The 13412-nt window shown below is 68.7% G+C and carries 14 protein-coding genes; 9 read left to right on the top strand and 5 right to left on the bottom strand.

The features are described 5' to 3' along the window. Nucleotides 1-15 precede the first annotated feature (15 nt). The 5 genes from slmA to coaBC all read right to left on the bottom strand — a co-directional run bounded on the left by slmA (nucleotide 16) and on the right by coaBC (nucleotide 4852). Entirely contained in the window at nucleotides 16-627 is a 612-nt protein-coding gene (gene slmA / locus C9J49_RS01690) for a nucleoid occlusion factor SlmA (protein WP_035592743.1), read from the bottom strand. A 61-nt stretch (nucleotides 628-688) separates the two neighbouring features. Next, the gene (gene argB, locus C9J49_RS01685) at nucleotides 689-1591 is read right to left on the bottom strand and encodes an acetylglutamate kinase (protein WP_035592742.1); all 903 of its coding nucleotides are present in this window, start codon (nucleotides 1589-1591) and stop codon (nucleotides 689-691) included. 32 nt (nucleotides 1592-1623) lie between these two features. Further along, nucleotides 1624-3021, bottom strand: coding sequence for a phosphomannomutase/phosphoglucomutase (locus tag C9J49_RS01680; protein ID WP_107181104.1), 1398 nt, complete (start codon nucleotides 3019-3021; stop codon nucleotides 1624-1626). Between the two features lie 85 nt (nucleotides 3022-3106). Continuing rightward, nucleotides 3107-3574 carry a dUTP diphosphatase gene (dut, locus tag C9J49_RS01675; protein WP_046078385.1) on the bottom strand — a complete coding sequence of 156 codons (468 nt, stop codon included), beginning with the start codon at nucleotides 3572-3574 and terminating at the stop codon, nucleotides 3107-3109. 48 nt (nucleotides 3575-3622) lie between these two features. Then, the gene (gene coaBC, locus C9J49_RS01670; protein ID WP_107181103.1) at nucleotides 3623-4852 is read right to left on the bottom strand and encodes a bifunctional phosphopantothenoylcysteine decarboxylase/phosphopantothenate--cysteine ligase CoaBC; all 1230 of its coding nucleotides are present in this window, start codon (nucleotides 4850-4852) and stop codon (nucleotides 3623-3625) included. A 174-nt stretch (nucleotides 4853-5026) separates the two neighbouring features. Here coaBC and radC point away from each other — a divergent pair, with 174 nt between their 5' ends. From radC to C9J49_RS01625, 9 genes are all read left to right on the top strand, one after another. Continuing rightward, the gene (gene radC / locus C9J49_RS01665) at nucleotides 5027-5701 is read left to right on the top strand and encodes a DNA repair protein RadC (protein WP_046078383.1); all 675 of its coding nucleotides are present in this window, start codon (nucleotides 5027-5029) and stop codon (nucleotides 5699-5701) included. Nucleotides 5702-5940: 239 nt separating this feature from the next. Beyond that, nucleotides 5941-6177 (top strand): 50S ribosomal protein L28, encoded by a 237-nt coding sequence (gene rpmB / locus C9J49_RS01660; protein ID WP_035592734.1) that lies wholly within the window; start codon nucleotides 5941-5943, stop codon nucleotides 6175-6177. 24 nt (nucleotides 6178-6201) lie between these two features. Next, nucleotides 6202-6357, top strand: coding sequence for a 50S ribosomal protein L33 (gene rpmG / locus C9J49_RS01655; RefSeq protein WP_016856547.1), 156 nt, complete (start codon nucleotides 6202-6204; stop codon nucleotides 6355-6357). 123 nt (nucleotides 6358-6480) lie between these two features. Beyond that, complete coding sequence (mutM, locus tag C9J49_RS01650; RefSeq protein ID WP_046078382.1) at nucleotides 6481-7302, top strand: bifunctional DNA-formamidopyrimidine glycosylase/DNA-(apurinic or apyrimidinic site) lyase; 822 nt, start codon at nucleotides 6481-6483, stop codon at nucleotides 7300-7302. Nucleotides 7303-7390: 88 nt separating this feature from the next. Next, on the top strand, nucleotides 7391-8587 hold the full coding sequence (locus C9J49_RS01645) for a class I SAM-dependent rRNA methyltransferase (RefSeq protein ID WP_107181102.1): 1197 nt from the start codon (nucleotides 7391-7393) through the stop codon (nucleotides 8585-8587). A 64-nt stretch (nucleotides 8588-8651) separates the two neighbouring features. Further along, complete coding sequence (locus C9J49_RS01640) at nucleotides 8652-8972, top strand: DUF2007 domain-containing protein (protein WP_046078380.1); 321 nt, start codon at nucleotides 8652-8654, stop codon at nucleotides 8970-8972. 201 nt (nucleotides 8973-9173) lie between these two features. Then, nucleotides 9174-10289, top strand: coding sequence for an alanine dehydrogenase (ald, locus tag C9J49_RS01635; RefSeq protein ID WP_107181101.1), 1116 nt, complete (start codon nucleotides 9174-9176; stop codon nucleotides 10287-10289). 232 nt (nucleotides 10290-10521) lie between these two features. Further along, complete coding sequence (locus tag C9J49_RS01630) at nucleotides 10522-11547, top strand: tryptophan--tRNA ligase (protein ID WP_046078378.1); 1026 nt, start codon at nucleotides 10522-10524, stop codon at nucleotides 11545-11547. A 132-nt stretch (nucleotides 11548-11679) separates the two neighbouring features. Continuing rightward, nucleotides 11680-13359 carry an NAD-dependent malic enzyme gene (locus C9J49_RS01625; RefSeq protein WP_046078377.1) on the top strand — a complete coding sequence of 560 codons (1680 nt, stop codon included), beginning with the start codon at nucleotides 11680-11682 and terminating at the stop codon, nucleotides 13357-13359. Nucleotides 13360-13412: the final 53 nt, after the last annotated feature.

Raw genomic sequence — 13412 nt, 5'->3', positions numbered from 1 at the left:
TCGCGGCGAGCGGCGTCAGGCGGTCTGCACTGCCTCGCGCAGTAGCCCCGCCGATAATACCGGCCACTGGTCATCCCAGTGCGCGGTGGGCAGGTGGCGGAAGTCGCTGCGCACGTACTGGGCGATGCGTCCCTCGACCTGAGCGACCAGCAGGTTGGCGGCGGCGGGAATCGGCAGCGACGGGCGACGCCCCTCGCGCAGTTCCGCCTCCCGCAGCACCTGCTTGAGCTGGGTCTCGAGGCGCTCGAACAGCTGGTGGATGCGCTGGCGCAGCCGCGCCGTCTCGCCGGTCAGGGCGTCGCCGCCGAGCAGCCGCGACAGGCCCGGGTTCTTCTCGGCGAAGGCCAGCACCAGGGTGAGGATCTGGCCGCAGCGAGGCAGTGCCTCGGGCACCTCCTCGAGGATGCGGCCGATGCGTTCGAACAGCGTCTGTTCGATGAACTCGATGAGCCCCTCGAACATGCGTGCCTTGCTGGGGAAATGGCGGTAGAGGGCGGCTTCGGAGACGCCGACCTGGCGCGCCAGGGCGGCGATGGTGATGCGCTTGCCGCTGTCTTCCTCCAGCATCAGCGCCAGCCCCTGGAGGATCTGCTCCCGGCGGCTGGGGGTGTGAGTTGCCTGCGTCATGATGGTCTTTTCTTGTCGGTCCTTGATAAGAGGGGCAGCCGGGGCGTCGGCCCCGGCATCATCATCGGTTCGCGTTGGTGATCAGCGTGCCCACTCCCGCGTTGGTGAAGATTTCCAGCAGGGTCGCATGGGGCACCCGGCCGTCGACGATGTGAGCGCTCGCCACGCCGCCCTTCACGGCGTCCAGGGCGCAGCGGATCTTCGGCAGCATGCCGCCGTGAATGGTCCCATCGGCAATCAGGGCGTCGACTTGAGCGGTGGTCAGGCCGGTGAGCACCTCGCCCTCGGCGTTCATCAGGCCGGAGACGTTGGTCAGCAGCATCAGCTTCTCGGCGTCCAGCGCCTCGGCCACCTTGCCGGCCACCAGATCGGCATTGATATTGTAGCTGCGCCCGGCCTCGTCGACGCCGATCGGTGCGATCACCGGAATGAAGTCGCGCTCGGCGAGCATCTCGATCAGGTCGGTGGAGATGTGCTCCACCTCGCCGACGTGGCCGATGTCGATGATTTCGGAGGCGGCCATGTCCGGCGTCTGCTGTTCGACCTGGAGCTGGCGGGCACGGATCTGGCCGCCGTCCTTGCCGGTCAGGCCGATGGCCTTGCCGCCGCTCTGGTTGATCAGGTTGACGATGCCCTTGTTGACCAGCCCGCCCAGGACCATCTCGACCACGTCCATGGTCTCGGCGTCGGTGACGCGCATGCCGTTGACGAAGCGCGACTCGATCTTGAGCTTGTCGAGCAGGTCGCCGATCTGCGGGCCGCCGCCGTGGACCACCACCGGATTGATGCCGACCTCCTTCATCAACACCATGTCGCGGGCGAAGGAGTCGATCAGGGTGTCCTCGGTCATGGCGTTGCCGCCGTACTTGACCACCACGGTCTTGCCGGAGAAGCGCTGGATGTAGGGCAGGGCCTCCGACAGCACCTCCACTACCTGGCGCGGGTCGCGGTTCTGTTCGCTCATGTCTTCCTTCCTGGTCGTGTCTTTGTCGTGGCTCACAGCGCGAGCTCGAGGTCCGGGGCCACCTGGGCGAGGGCGTCGGCGAAGCGGGCGCGGATGCGCTCGAGCGCCGCCTCGCTCTTGCCCTCGAAGCGCAGCACCAGCACCGGCGTGGTGTTGGAGGCGCGGCACAGGCCCCAGCCGTCCGGATAGTCGACGCGGATGCCGTCGAGGGTGGTCTTGACGCCATCGTCGCCGAAGTCGCCTTCCCGGGCCAGCCGCGCCACCAGCTCGAACTTGGTCTCGTCGGTCACCGCGACGTTGATCTCCGGGGTGCCGATGTCCTGCGGGTAGCGGGCGAAGAAGGCATCGGCGTCCTCTTCATGACGCGACAGCACCTCCAGCAGCCGGGCGGCGCCGTAGAGGCCGTCGTCGAAGCCGTACCAGCGCTCCTTGAAGAAGATATGGCCGCTCATCTCGCCGGCCAGCTGCGCGCCGGTCTCCTTCATGCGCGCCTTGATCAGCGAGTGGCCGGTGCGCCATATCTCCGGGGTGCCGCCGGCCTCCTCGATGACGCGGGCCAGGTTGCCGGTGCACTTGACGTCGAAGATCACCCGCGCACCGGGGTTGCGCTCGAGCATGTCCTCGGCGAAGGCCATCATCAGGTGATCGGGGTAGATCAGCTGGCCCTGGGGCGTGATCACGCCCAGGCGGTCGCCGTCGCCGTCGAAGGCCAGGCCGATGTCGGCGTCGTGCTCGCGTACGGCGCGGATCAGGTCCTCGAGGTTCTCGGGCTTGCCCGGGTCCGGATGGTGGTTGGGGAAGGTGCCGTCGATCTCGGCGAACAGCGGGATCGTCTCGGCGCCCAGGCGCTCGACCAGCTTGGGGCCGAGCTCGCCGGCCACGCCGTTGCCGCAGTCCACCACCGCCTTGAGCGGGCGGGCCAGGCTCACGTCGCCGAGGATGCGCTCGAGATAGGCCTCGCGCACGTCTTCCTGGTGCACCTCGCCGGCGCCCTCGGCCAGGTCGCCTTCCTCGATCCGGCGATGCAGGTCGGTGATCGTCTCGCCGGACAGCGTCTCGCCGCCGAGCACGATCTTGAAGCCGTTGTAGTCCGGCGGGTTGTGGCTGCCGGTGACCATCACGCCGGAGGCGGTGCCGTCCAGCACGTGGGTGGCGAAGTAGAGCACCGGGGTCGGCACCATGCCGATGTCGATCACGTCGCAGCCGCTGGCGGTCAGGCCGCGGGTCAGGGCGTCCTTGAGCCGCGGGCCGGAGAGGCGGCCGTCGCGGGCCACCACCACCCGGGATTCGCCGCGGGAGAGGGCGGCGCTGCCGATGGCTTGGCCGATGCCCTCGACGCCGGCCTCGGTGAGGGTGTCATCGACGATGCCGCGGATGTCGTAAGCGCGGAAGATCGAGGCCGGAGCCTGGCAAGAGCCATTCTGAGTCATGTCATCGTTCCTGTGTGAGGAAATCGTTGTCGGTGGCGCCAGCAACGTCAGTGGCGGCCCGAAGCATCAGTGGCGACCGGAGGCGTCAGTGTCGACCGGAGTGGCCGAAGCCGCCGCCGCCGCGCAGGCTCTCGTCGAAGTCGTCGACCAGCTCGAGCTCGGCCTGCACCACCGGCACCAGCACGTACTGGGCCAGGCGCTCGAAGGGCTCGAGGGTGAAGGTGGTGCTGCCGCGGTTCCACACCGAGATCATCAGCTCGCCCTGGTAGTCGGAGTCGATCAGCCCGACCAGGTTGCCGAGCACGATGCCGTGCTTGTGGCCGAGCCCGGAGCGGGGAAGGATCATGCCGGCCAGACCCGGGTCGGCGATGTGGATGGCGAGTCCGGTGCGCACCAGCTGGCAGTCGCCAGGCTCGAGGGTCAGCGGCTCGTCGAGCAGCGCGCGCAGGTCCATACCGGCGGAGCCTTGGGTGGCGTAGTGGGGCAGGTGGTCGCGCATCCGCTCGTCGAGCAGCTTGACGGCGAGGCGGGGGCGGTCGGCGGTGGTCGGCATGGTGTGGCTTCCAGAAATAGAACGGTAAAAGACGAACGGAGTCGGGGATCAGCCGGCGTCGCCGACCGATGGGGTCAGGCGTGCCAGGGCGCGTCGGATCACGGCCTCGGCGAGCTCGGCCTTGGGCTGGGGCGGCAGGTCGTCCTGGCCGGTGGTGTCGCCCTCGCGCCACAGCAGCAGGGCGGCGTTGTCGTCGGCGCCGAAGCCGAGCCCGGCGCGGGAGACGTCATTGGCCACCACCATGTCGAGCCCCTTGCGCGCGAGCTTGTCATGGGCGTAGGCGGCGAGGTCCCGGGTCTCGGCGGCGAAGCCGACGACGAAGGGACGATCGGGCCGTGCGGCGACGGCGGCGATGATGTCGGGGTTCTTGACCAGGCGCAGGGTGAGGGTGTCCTCGCCTTCCTGTTTCTTGAGCTTGTGCTCGGCCGGCGCCTCGGCGCGGTAGTCCGCTACCGCGGCGCAGCCGATGAACAGGTCGCAGTCGCCGGCCAGGCGCTGGGCGGCGTCGTGCATCTCCCGGGCGCTTTCCACGTCGAGGCGTTCCACGCCCGCCGGGGTGGGCAGCGCCACCGGTCCGCTGATCAGCGTCACCCGGGCGCCGAGGGCGGCGACGGCGGTGGCCAGGGCGTAGCCCATCTTGCCGGAGCTGTGGTTGGAGAGGTAGCGCACCGGGTCCAGCGGCTCGCGGGTGGGGCCGGCGGTGATCACCACGTGAAGACCTTCGGCGGGGCGGTCGGCGGGCGCGCTCAGGGCGGCGAGGATGGCGTCGGGCTCGAGCATGCGGCCGGGGCCCACGTCGCCGCAGGCCTGGTCGCCGCTGTCCGGGCCCAGCAGTGTCCAGCCGTCGTCGACCAGCCGACGGGCGTTGCGGGCGGTGGCCGACTGGCGCCACATGGCCTGGTTCATGGCCGGGGCCATGGCCTTGTCGGCGTCACTCGCCAGGCACAGGGTGGTGAGCAGGTCGTCGGCGTGGCCGTTAGCCAGTCGCGCCATCGCGTCGGCGGTGGCCGGGGCGATCAGGATCAGGTCCGCCCAGCGGGCCAGCTCGATGTGCCCCATGCCGGCTTCGGCCTCGGGGTCGAGCAGCGAGGTGCGCACCGGTTCGCCGGTCAGCGCCTGCAGCGTCAGCGGGGTGATGAAGGCCTGGGCGCCGTCGGTCATCACGACGCGCACCTCGCAGCCGGCCTGCTTGAGCAGGCGGGCGAGCTGGGCGCTCTTGTAGGCGGCAATGCCGGCGCTGATGCCGAGCAGAACGCGGCGTGGAAGGGCTGTCGACATGGTCGTATCCGCGGCTGAATCCGGCCGTCTACCTTACCATTCGGCCGCACCCTTGCGTAGCCGCGCTCCTCGGCGTTGCCGGTGCCACGCCTTCCGGCTATCGCCTTCCGGCTATCGCCTGCCGGTCTCGGGGCTACACTATCCTGAGGATGAAAAACGGGCAGGGAGGCCGGGATGTCGATTCGTGACTGGCCGGAGGGCGAACGCCCCCGGGAGAAGCTGCTGGCGCTGGGTTCCGAGGCGCTTTCCGACGCCGAGCTGCTGGCGATCTTTCTGCGCGTGGGCGTGACCGGGCGCTCGGCGGTGGATCTGGCCCGCGACCTGCTGTCGGCCTTCGGCGGCCTGCGGCCGCTGCTGGAGGCCGATCGTACGCGCTTCTGCGCCGAACGCGGGCTGGGCGAGGCCAAGTTCGTGCAGCTGCAGGCCACGCTGGAGCTGTCCCGGCGCCACCTGGCCAGCCAGCTGGCGCGGGAGGATGCGCTGACCTCGCCGTCGCTGGTGCGCGCCTATCTGGCCTCGCGGCTGCGACATCTCGGCCACGAGGAGTTCGCGGCGCTGTTCCTCGACAGCCAGCATCGGGTGATCCGCTTCGAGTCGCTGTTCCGTGGCACCCTCGACAGCGCCTCGGTGTATCCCCGCGAGGTGGTGCGCCGCGCCCTGGAGCTGGGCGCCGGGGCGATCATCTTCGCTCACAACCATCCCTCCGGGGTGGCCGAGCCCAGCGATGCCGACCGGCGCATCACCGAGCGTCTCAAGGAGGCGCTCGGGCTGTTCGAGATCCGGGTGCTGGATCATTTCGTGGTCGGTGACGGCGAGGTGGTGTCATTCGCCGAGCGAGGGCTGCTATAATCCGCCGCGATCAAAATCCGCAGACGCAGTCGTGCTCGCCCGAGACTGGCCCCGAGGCCACGTCGGCCGGCGATGCCGCTGCACATTTCTGCACGTCGCTTGTCTGGCAACGTTGACTCTGGTATAAAGTGCAGCCTTTGAATTCCCTTGGGTCAAATGACAGCGGGGTCGTCCCGGTTTTGCCCGACAGGTTTTGAACAATCAGGTATTCGTACCTGGCCAAGCGGTTGGAGGCTCTCATGTCCAAAGTATGTCAGGTTACCGGCAAGCGCCCGGTGACTGGTAACAACGTTTCACACTCCCAGCGCAAGACGCGTCGTCGTTTCGTGCCGAACCTGCACAGCCACCGTTTCTGGGTGGAGTCCGAGAAGCGCTTCGTCAAGCTGCGCGTCTCCTCCAAAGGCATGCGCATCATCGACAAGAAGGGCATCGAAGCGGTGCTCGGCGACATTCGCAAGCGTGGCGAAACCGTCTAAGCGTTTCCATAAGGGAGAAGACTCATGCGTGACAAGATTCGTCTGGTGTCCAGCGCCGGTACCGGCCACTTCTACACCACCGACAAGAACAAGCGGAACACTCCTGACAAGATGGAGATGAAGAAATTCGATCCGGTTGTTCGCAAGCACGTGATGTACAAGGAAGCCAAGATCAAGTAAGTCGGGATCCCCGCGGTTCCCGAGATCGCTTCCGCCGCAGGCCTCGGCCTGTCCCCAAGAACCCGGCCCGATGGTCGGGTTCTTGCGTATGATCGCCGCACGCCGCCGATAGCAGGTCATTCCATGCCCGAGTTGCCCGAAGTCGAGACCACCCGGCGCGGCATTGCCCCGCACGTGGAGGGCCGCGAGATCACCGAGGTGATCGTGCGCCAGTCCCGCCTGCGGGTGCCGGTGCCGGAAGACCTGATCGACCGCCTGGTGGGCGCGCGCATCGGCTCGCTGGGGCGTCGCGCCAAGTACCTGCTGATCCCCGTGGAGGGCGGCGGCGGCACGCTGCTGTGGCATCTCGGCATGTCCGGCAGCCTGCGCATCGCCCGGGTCGGCGAGCTGCCCAAGAAGCACGACCACGTCGACCTGGTGCTCGACGACGGCGCGGTGCTGCGCTATCACGACCCTCGGCGCTTCGGTTTCGTCGACTGGCTGGCCGGCGATGCCGAGCACGACGCGCGCCTCGCGAAGCTGGGCCCGGAGCCGCTCTCCGAGGCCTTCGACGGCGGGCGGCTGTACGAGCTGTCGCGCCGGCGGCGCATGGCCGTGAAGCCCTTCCTGATGGACAATGCCGTGGTCGTCGGCGTCGGCAACATCTACGCCGCCGAGGCGCTGTTCCTGGCCGGCATCGATCCCCGGCGCGCCGCCGGGCGCATCTCGCGCGAGCGCTACGACCGCCTGGCGGCCGCGGTCAGCGAGGTGCTGGCCGCCGCCATCACCCAGGGCGGCACCACCCTGCGCGACTTCGTCAGCGGCACCGGCGAGCCGGGCTACTTCGCCCAGCGGCTCAACGTCTACGGCCGTGACGGCCAGCCCTGCCGGCGCTGCGGCGCCGAGCTGCGCCTGGTGACCCTGGGCCAGCGGGCCAGCGTCTTCTGCGGCGAGTGCCAGACCTGAGCGCCGCCACCCGATTCGATTTCGATGCCCGGGCCCACGGCCGGCATTCCCCGAACGTCCCCACGACCTCCATGATGAGAGCCACGACATGACCGCCCTACGCTCACTGCGCCTGAAGAAGAACGCCGATCGCCGCCTCAAGGCGGGACATCTCTGGCTGTACTCCAACGAGATCGACATCCAGGCCACGCCGCTCAAGGACTTCGCCCCCGGCGAGCAGGCCCAGGTCGAGGCCGCCAACGGCAAGGCGCTGGGCGTGGCCTACGTCAACGCCCACTCGTTGATCTGCGCGCGCCTGGTGTCCCGCGACCCGGCCATGCAGCTCGACCGCTCGCTGCTGGTCCACCGCCTGAACCAGGCCCTGTCCCTGCGCCAGCGCATGTTCGACAAGCCGTTCTATCGCCTGGTGCACGGCGAGGGCGACCTGCTGCCGGGGCTGATCATCGACCGCTTCGGCGACGTGCTGGTGGTGCAGCTCAACACCGCCGGCATGGAGGCCCAGCTCGAGCCGCTGCTCGATGCCCTGGACAAGGTCGTCTCCCCGAGCGCCGTGGTGCTGCGCAACGACACCTCCGGTCGCCGTCAGGAAGGCCTCGAAAGCCAGATCGAGGTGGTCAAGGGCACGCTGCCGGAGGCGGTGGAGCTCGAGGAGAACGGCGTGCGCTTCGTCGCCCCGGTGCTCGACGGCCAGAAGACCGGCTGGTTCTACGACCACCGCGTCAATCGCGCCTGGCTCAACCAGCATGTGGCCGGCAAGCGCGTGCTCGACCTGTTCAGCTACGTCGGCGGCTGGGGCGTTCAGGCCGCCGCCAGCGGTGCCAGCGAGGTGCTGTGCGTGGACGCCAGCGCCCCGGCGCTGGAGCGGGTCGCCGATAACGCCGCCCTCAACGGCCTGCACGAGCAGGTGGCGGTGGGCGAGGGCGATGCCTTCGAGGCCATGGCCGCGCTCAAGGCCGACGGCGAACAGTTCGACGTGGTGATCCTGGATCCGCCCGCCTTCATCAAGAAGCGCAAGGACACCACTGCCGGCGAGCGCGCCTACGGCAAGCTCAACCGCGAGGCCATGCGCCTGCTCGGCCGCGACGGCCTGCTGCTGTCGGCCTCCTGCTCGATGCATCTGGCGCCGGAGCGTCTGGTGGACACCGTGCGCGGTGCCGCCCGCCATCAGGATCGCCACGCCCAGATCCTGTTCCAGGGCCACCAGGGGCCGGATCACCCGGTGCACCCGGCGATTCCCGAGACCGCCTACCTCAAGGCCCTCGGCGTGCGTGTCTTCCGCGACTGATCGAGGCCCGATGAAACGGGGCGCGCCATCCGGCGCGCCCCGTTTTTCCTTAACGCGAGCGCCCATGAACGACTTCGCCTTCGTCCGTGTCTTCTCTCACGCCAATCCGCTGCTGGTCGGCCACGTGGCCAACCTGCTGGAGGTCGCCGGCATCCCCGTCGAGCGGCGCAACCTGACCCTGGGTGGCGGCGCCGGTGAGCTGCCGCCGGGCGACTGCGAACCCGAGGTCTGGGTCGCGCCCCACAACCGGGCGCGGGCCGAGGCGCTGATCCACGACGCCCTCGAAGGTCGCGTGGACCGCCCGGCCTGGACCTGCCCCGGTTGCGGCGAGCGGCTGGAAGGCGCGTTCGATGCCTGCTGGAACTGCGGCCGCTCCCGGCCCTGATGTCGGGCAACCGCAGGGCGGCGGCGGTTTCGTCGAGCGAATTGTGGTGAGAAGGCCGTTTTGCCGAACGACGTTCTGTACCTTTCGGCACTTTCCTGAAAATCCTGTCTTTTTAAGCGCGCCTGTCTGCGTGATCGTTCTGCTGTGCTGTAATGAGGTGGTGAGCCATTCTCATCCATCGGCCAACCGCGAGGATCGTCCATGCAGATCGCCGTTCCGAAGGAAATCAAGAACCATGAATACCGCGTCGCCCTGACGCCCAGCGGTGCCCGCGAGCTGATCGGCCGCGGCCACGCGGTGGTCGTTCAGGCCGGCGCCGGGGAGGGCGCCGGCTTCAGCGATGCCGACTACGAGGCCGCCGGCGCGCGCCTCGAGCCCGATGTGGCCAGGGTGTGGGCCGAGGCCGAGTTGATCCTCAAGGTCAAGGAGCCCCAGTCGGAGGAGGTCGCGAGGCTCTCGAAGGGGCAGACGCTGTTCACCTACCTGCACCTGGCCGCCGAGGAAGAGCTGACCCGGGGGCTGATGGAAAGCGGCGCCACCTGCATCGCCTACGAGACCATCACCGCGGCCGACGGCGGGCTGCCGCTGCTGGCACCGATGAGCACCGTGGCGGGCCGCATGGCGGTGCAGGCCGGCGCCCACAGTCTCGAGAAGGCCCAGGGCGGCGCCGGCGTGCTGCTGCCGGGCGTGCCCGGCGTGGCGCCGGCGCGGGTCACCGTGATCGGCGGCGGCGTGGTCGGCGAGAACGCCGCGCGCATGGCGCTGGGGCTGGGCGCCGAGGTGACGGTGCTGGACAAGTCCATCCCGCGCCTCGAGACCCTCGACGACCGCTACCAGGGCCGCATGAAGACCGTGTTCTCCACCGCCGACGCCCTCGAGGAAGCGGTGCGCGAGTCCGACCTGATCATCGGCGCCGTGCTGGTGCCCGGCGCCGCCGCGCCCAAGCTGATCACCCGCGCCATGCTGGCGGAGATGAAGCCGGGCAGCGTGCTGGTGGACGTGGCCATCGATCAGGGTGGCTGCTTCGAGACCAGCCGGCCGACCACCCACGCCGAGCCCACCTACGTGGTCGACGGCGTGGTGCATTATTGCGTGGCCAACATGCCCGGCGCGGTGGCGCGCACCTCGACCCAGGCGCTGACCAACGCCACCCTGCCGTTCGTCGTCGCCCTGGCCGACAAGGGCTGGCAGCAGGCGCTGGCCGACGATGCCCACTTCGCCGCGGGCCTCAATGTCCACGACGGCCAGCTGACCTATCGCGCCGTGGCCGAGGCCTTCGGGCTCGACTACGTGGAGGTCGATCGACTGATTGGCTGATTCCCGTTACCGAGTCGATAGCTGGCGGGCGCCGGGGACAGGTCGAAGAGGAGGTCCTACGCCAAGGATGGCGTCGGTAGCGCCCAGGGAGGGGTTCACAGCGCCTCCTCGATGGTCCGGCACCCCGGGACCTGTCGCCGGATCAGCCCGCGGGCGGCCTCAGGCAGGTCGCCTTGGCCGGGGCGCCGCGTTACCATAGCGGGCATTCGAGAGTCAGCTGAGTCCCGCTTTCATGACCGCATCTTCCGACAAGACCCGTGTGCTGACGGGGATCACCACCACCGGCACGCCCCACCTCGGCAACTACGTCGGGGCCATCAAGCCCGCCATCGCGGCTAGCCAGGACCCGAGCGTCCAGTCCTACTACTTCCTCGCCGACCTGCACGCCCTGATCAAGTGTCAGGACCCCAAGCGGGTCCAGCAGTCGCGCCTGGAAATCGCCGCCACCTGGCTGGCGCTGGGTCTCGACACCGACAACGCGATCTTCTACCGCCAGTCGGACGTGCCCGAGATCGCCGAGCTGAACTGGATGCTGTCCTGCGTCTGCGCCAAGGGCCTGATGAACCGCGCCCACGCCTACAAGGCGGCGGTGGCGGAGAACGAGGAAGCCGGCAGCCCCGATCCCGATCGCGGCATCACCATGGGCCTGTTCGGCTATCCGGTGCTGATGGCGGCGGACATCCTGATGTTCAACGCCAACAAGGTGCCGGTCGGCCGCGACCAGATCCAGCATATCGAGATGGCGCGCGACATGGGCGGACGCTTCAACCACCTGTTCAAGGGTCAGTACTTCACCCAGCCCGAGGCGGTGGTGGACGAGCGGGTTCAGGTGCTCAACGGCCTGGACGGGCGCAAGATGTCCAAGAGCTACGAGAACACCATTCCGCTGTTCGTCTCCGAGAAGAAGCTGCAGAAGCTGGTCCGCAAGATCAAGACCAACTCGCTGGAGCCCGGCGAGCCCAAGGACCCGGACACCTGCACCCTGTTCCAGATCTACTCGGCCTTCGCCAGCGCCGAGGAGACCGCGGCCATGCGTTCCGAGTACGAGAACGGCATCGGTTGGGGCGACGCCAAGAACCGCGTCTTCGAGTACCTGAACGCCCACCTGCGCGAGCCCCGCGAGCGCTACCAGGCGCTGCTGGAAGACCCCGCCCACATCGAGGCCGTGCTGAAGCAGGGCGCCGAGCGTGCCCGGGCCGAGGCCGCCCCCTTCATGGATCGCCTGCGAGAGGCGGTCGGCCTGGGCCGGTTCGTCTAGGCACGGTGTCCCAAGGTGGAGATCCACAACGGCGCCTCCGACCCTGGTCGGGGGCGCCGTTGTGGTAGAGTACCGACCAAGGCGCCGCAGAGCGCCACGGCCCGCATTCCCGACATGGAAAGAGAGAACTTGATGACCAGCGAAGCCAAGCGCCCCCTCTATGTGCCCTACGCCGGGCCGCCCCTGCTCGAAATGCCCCTGCTCAACAAGGGCAGCGCCTTCACCCGGGAGGAGCGCCTCGAGTTCAATCTGATCGGCCTGCTGCCGCAGAACGTCGAGACCATCGAGGAGCAGGCGGAGCGGGCCTATCGCCAGTATCGCCAGTGCCAGACCGACCTGGATCGCCACATCTATCTGCGCGCCATCCAGGACGACAACGAGACCCTGTATTTCCGGCTGGTCTCCGAGCATCTCGAGGAGATGCTGCCGATCATCTATACGCCGACGGTCGGCCAGGCCTGCGAAGAGTTCTCCAACATCTACCGCAACCACCGCGGCCTGTTCGTGTCCTACCCCGACCGCGACCGCATGGACGACATCCTGCGCAGCGCGACCAAGGACAACGTCAAGGTGATCGTGGTCACCGACGGCGAGCGCATCCTCGGCCTGGGCGACCAGGGCATCGGCGGCATGGGCATCCCGATCGGCAAGCTGTCGCTGTATACCGCCTGCGGCGGCATCAGCCCGGCCTATACCCTGCCGATCCAGATCGACGTGGGTACCAACAACCAGACCCTGCTCGACGATCCCATGTACATGGGCTGGCGCCATCCGCGTATCTCCCAGGAGGAGTACAACGTCTTCATGGCCGAGTTCATCACCGCCGTGAAGCGCCGCTGGCCGAACGTGCTGCTGCAGTTCGAGGACTTCGCCCAGGCCAACGCCCTGCCGCTGCTCGACCGCTACCGCGACGAGCTGTGCTGCTTCAACGACGACATCCAGGGCACCGCTTCCGTCTGCGTCGGCACCCTGATGGCGGCCTGCAAGGCCCGCGGCGAGACCGTCAGCGACCAGCGCGTGGCGGTGGTCGGCGCCGGCTCGGCCGGCTGTGGTATCGCCGAGCAGATCGTCGTGGCCATGCAGACCGAGGGCCTGTCCGAGGCCGAGGCGCGCCAGCGCATCTACATGGTGGACCGCGAGGGCCTGGTGACCGGTGACCAGGCCTGGCTACGCGACTTCCAGCGCCGCCTGGCCCAGGAGGCGACGCTGGTCGCCGACTGGGACGGCCAGTCGCTACTGGAGGTGGTCAAGCGGGTCAAGCCGACCGTGCTGCTCGGGGTCAGCGGCCAGCAGGGCATCTTCACCGAGGAAGTGATCCGCACCATGCACGCCGGCTGCGCCTCGCCGCTGGTGATGCCGCTGTCCAACCCGACCTCCCGCGCCGAGGCGGTGCCGGCGGACGTGATCCGCTGGACCGACGGCCAGGCGATGGTCGCCACCGGCAGCCCCTTCGCCCCGGTGGAGCATGGCGGCCGCTCCTACCCGATCGCCCAGTGCAACAATGCCTACATCTTCCCGGGCATCGGCCTCGGCGTGGTGGCGTCCGGCGCCAAGCGCATCACCGACACCATGCTGATGGCCGCCTCCCGGGCGCTGGCCGATGCGGCGCCGGTGGCGAAGACCGGCGAGGGCGCGGTGCTGCCGGCGCTGGCCGACATCCGCGAGCTGTCCAAGGCGATCGCCTTCGAGGTCGGCGCCGAGGCCCAGCGCGAGGGCGTGGCGCTGAAGTCCGATGAACAGACCCTGCGCAATGCCATCGAGCGCAACTTCTGGACGCCGGAGTATCGCGCCTATCGTCGCCGCTCCTTCTGAGGCGCGCCGATCGAGCTCAGTATCGACCGCACAAGAAAGCCCCCGCCGGGTCA

It is taken from the genome of Halomonas sp. SL1, from assembly GCF_003030865.2.
In the GTDB taxonomy this organism is placed as follows: Bacteria; Pseudomonadota; Gammaproteobacteria; order Pseudomonadales; family Halomonadaceae; genus Halomonas; species Halomonas halophila.
This window is presented reverse-complemented; position numbering and strand designations above follow the sequence as displayed.

What these genes read in the sequence shown, in the direction of transcription:
- slmA (WP_035592743.1), bottom strand. Translation starts at nt 627, where the DNA reads ATGACGCAGGCAACTCACACCCCCAGCCGCCGGGAGCAGATCCTCCAG.
- argB (WP_035592742.1), bottom strand. Translation starts at nt 1,591, where the DNA reads ATGAGCGAACAGAACCGCGACCCGCGCCAGGTAGTGGAGGTGCTGTCG.
- C9J49_RS01680 (WP_107181104.1), bottom strand. Translation starts at nt 3,021, where the DNA reads ATGACTCAGAATGGCTCTTGCCAGGCTCCGGCCTCGATCTTCCGCGCT.
- dut (WP_046078385.1), bottom strand. Translation starts at nt 3,574, where the DNA reads ATGCCGACCACCGCCGACCGCCCCCGCCTCGCCGTCAAGCTGCTCGAC.
- coaBC (WP_107181103.1), bottom strand. Translation starts at nt 4,852, where the DNA reads ATGTCGACAGCCCTTCCACGCCGCGTTCTGCTCGGCATCAGCGCCGGC.
- radC (WP_046078383.1), top strand. Translation starts at nt 5,027, where the DNA reads ATGTCGATTCGTGACTGGCCGGAGGGCGAACGCCCCCGGGAGAAGCTG.
- rpmB (WP_035592734.1), top strand. Translation starts at nt 5,941, where the DNA reads ATGTCCAAAGTATGTCAGGTTACCGGCAAGCGCCCGGTGACTGGTAAC.
- rpmG (WP_016856547.1), top strand. Translation starts at nt 6,202, where the DNA reads ATGCGTGACAAGATTCGTCTGGTGTCCAGCGCCGGTACCGGCCACTTC.
- mutM (WP_046078382.1), top strand. Translation starts at nt 6,481, where the DNA reads ATGCCCGAGTTGCCCGAAGTCGAGACCACCCGGCGCGGCATTGCCCCG.
- C9J49_RS01645 (WP_107181102.1), top strand. Translation starts at nt 7,391, where the DNA reads ATGACCGCCCTACGCTCACTGCGCCTGAAGAAGAACGCCGATCGCCGC.
- C9J49_RS01640 (WP_046078380.1), top strand. Translation starts at nt 8,652, where the DNA reads ATGAACGACTTCGCCTTCGTCCGTGTCTTCTCTCACGCCAATCCGCTG.
- ald (WP_107181101.1), top strand. Translation starts at nt 9,174, where the DNA reads ATGCAGATCGCCGTTCCGAAGGAAATCAAGAACCATGAATACCGCGTC.
- C9J49_RS01630 (WP_046078378.1), top strand. Translation starts at nt 10,522, where the DNA reads ATGACCGCATCTTCCGACAAGACCCGTGTGCTGACGGGGATCACCACC.
- C9J49_RS01625 (WP_046078377.1), top strand. Translation starts at nt 11,680, where the DNA reads ATGACCAGCGAAGCCAAGCGCCCCCTCTATGTGCCCTACGCCGGGCCG.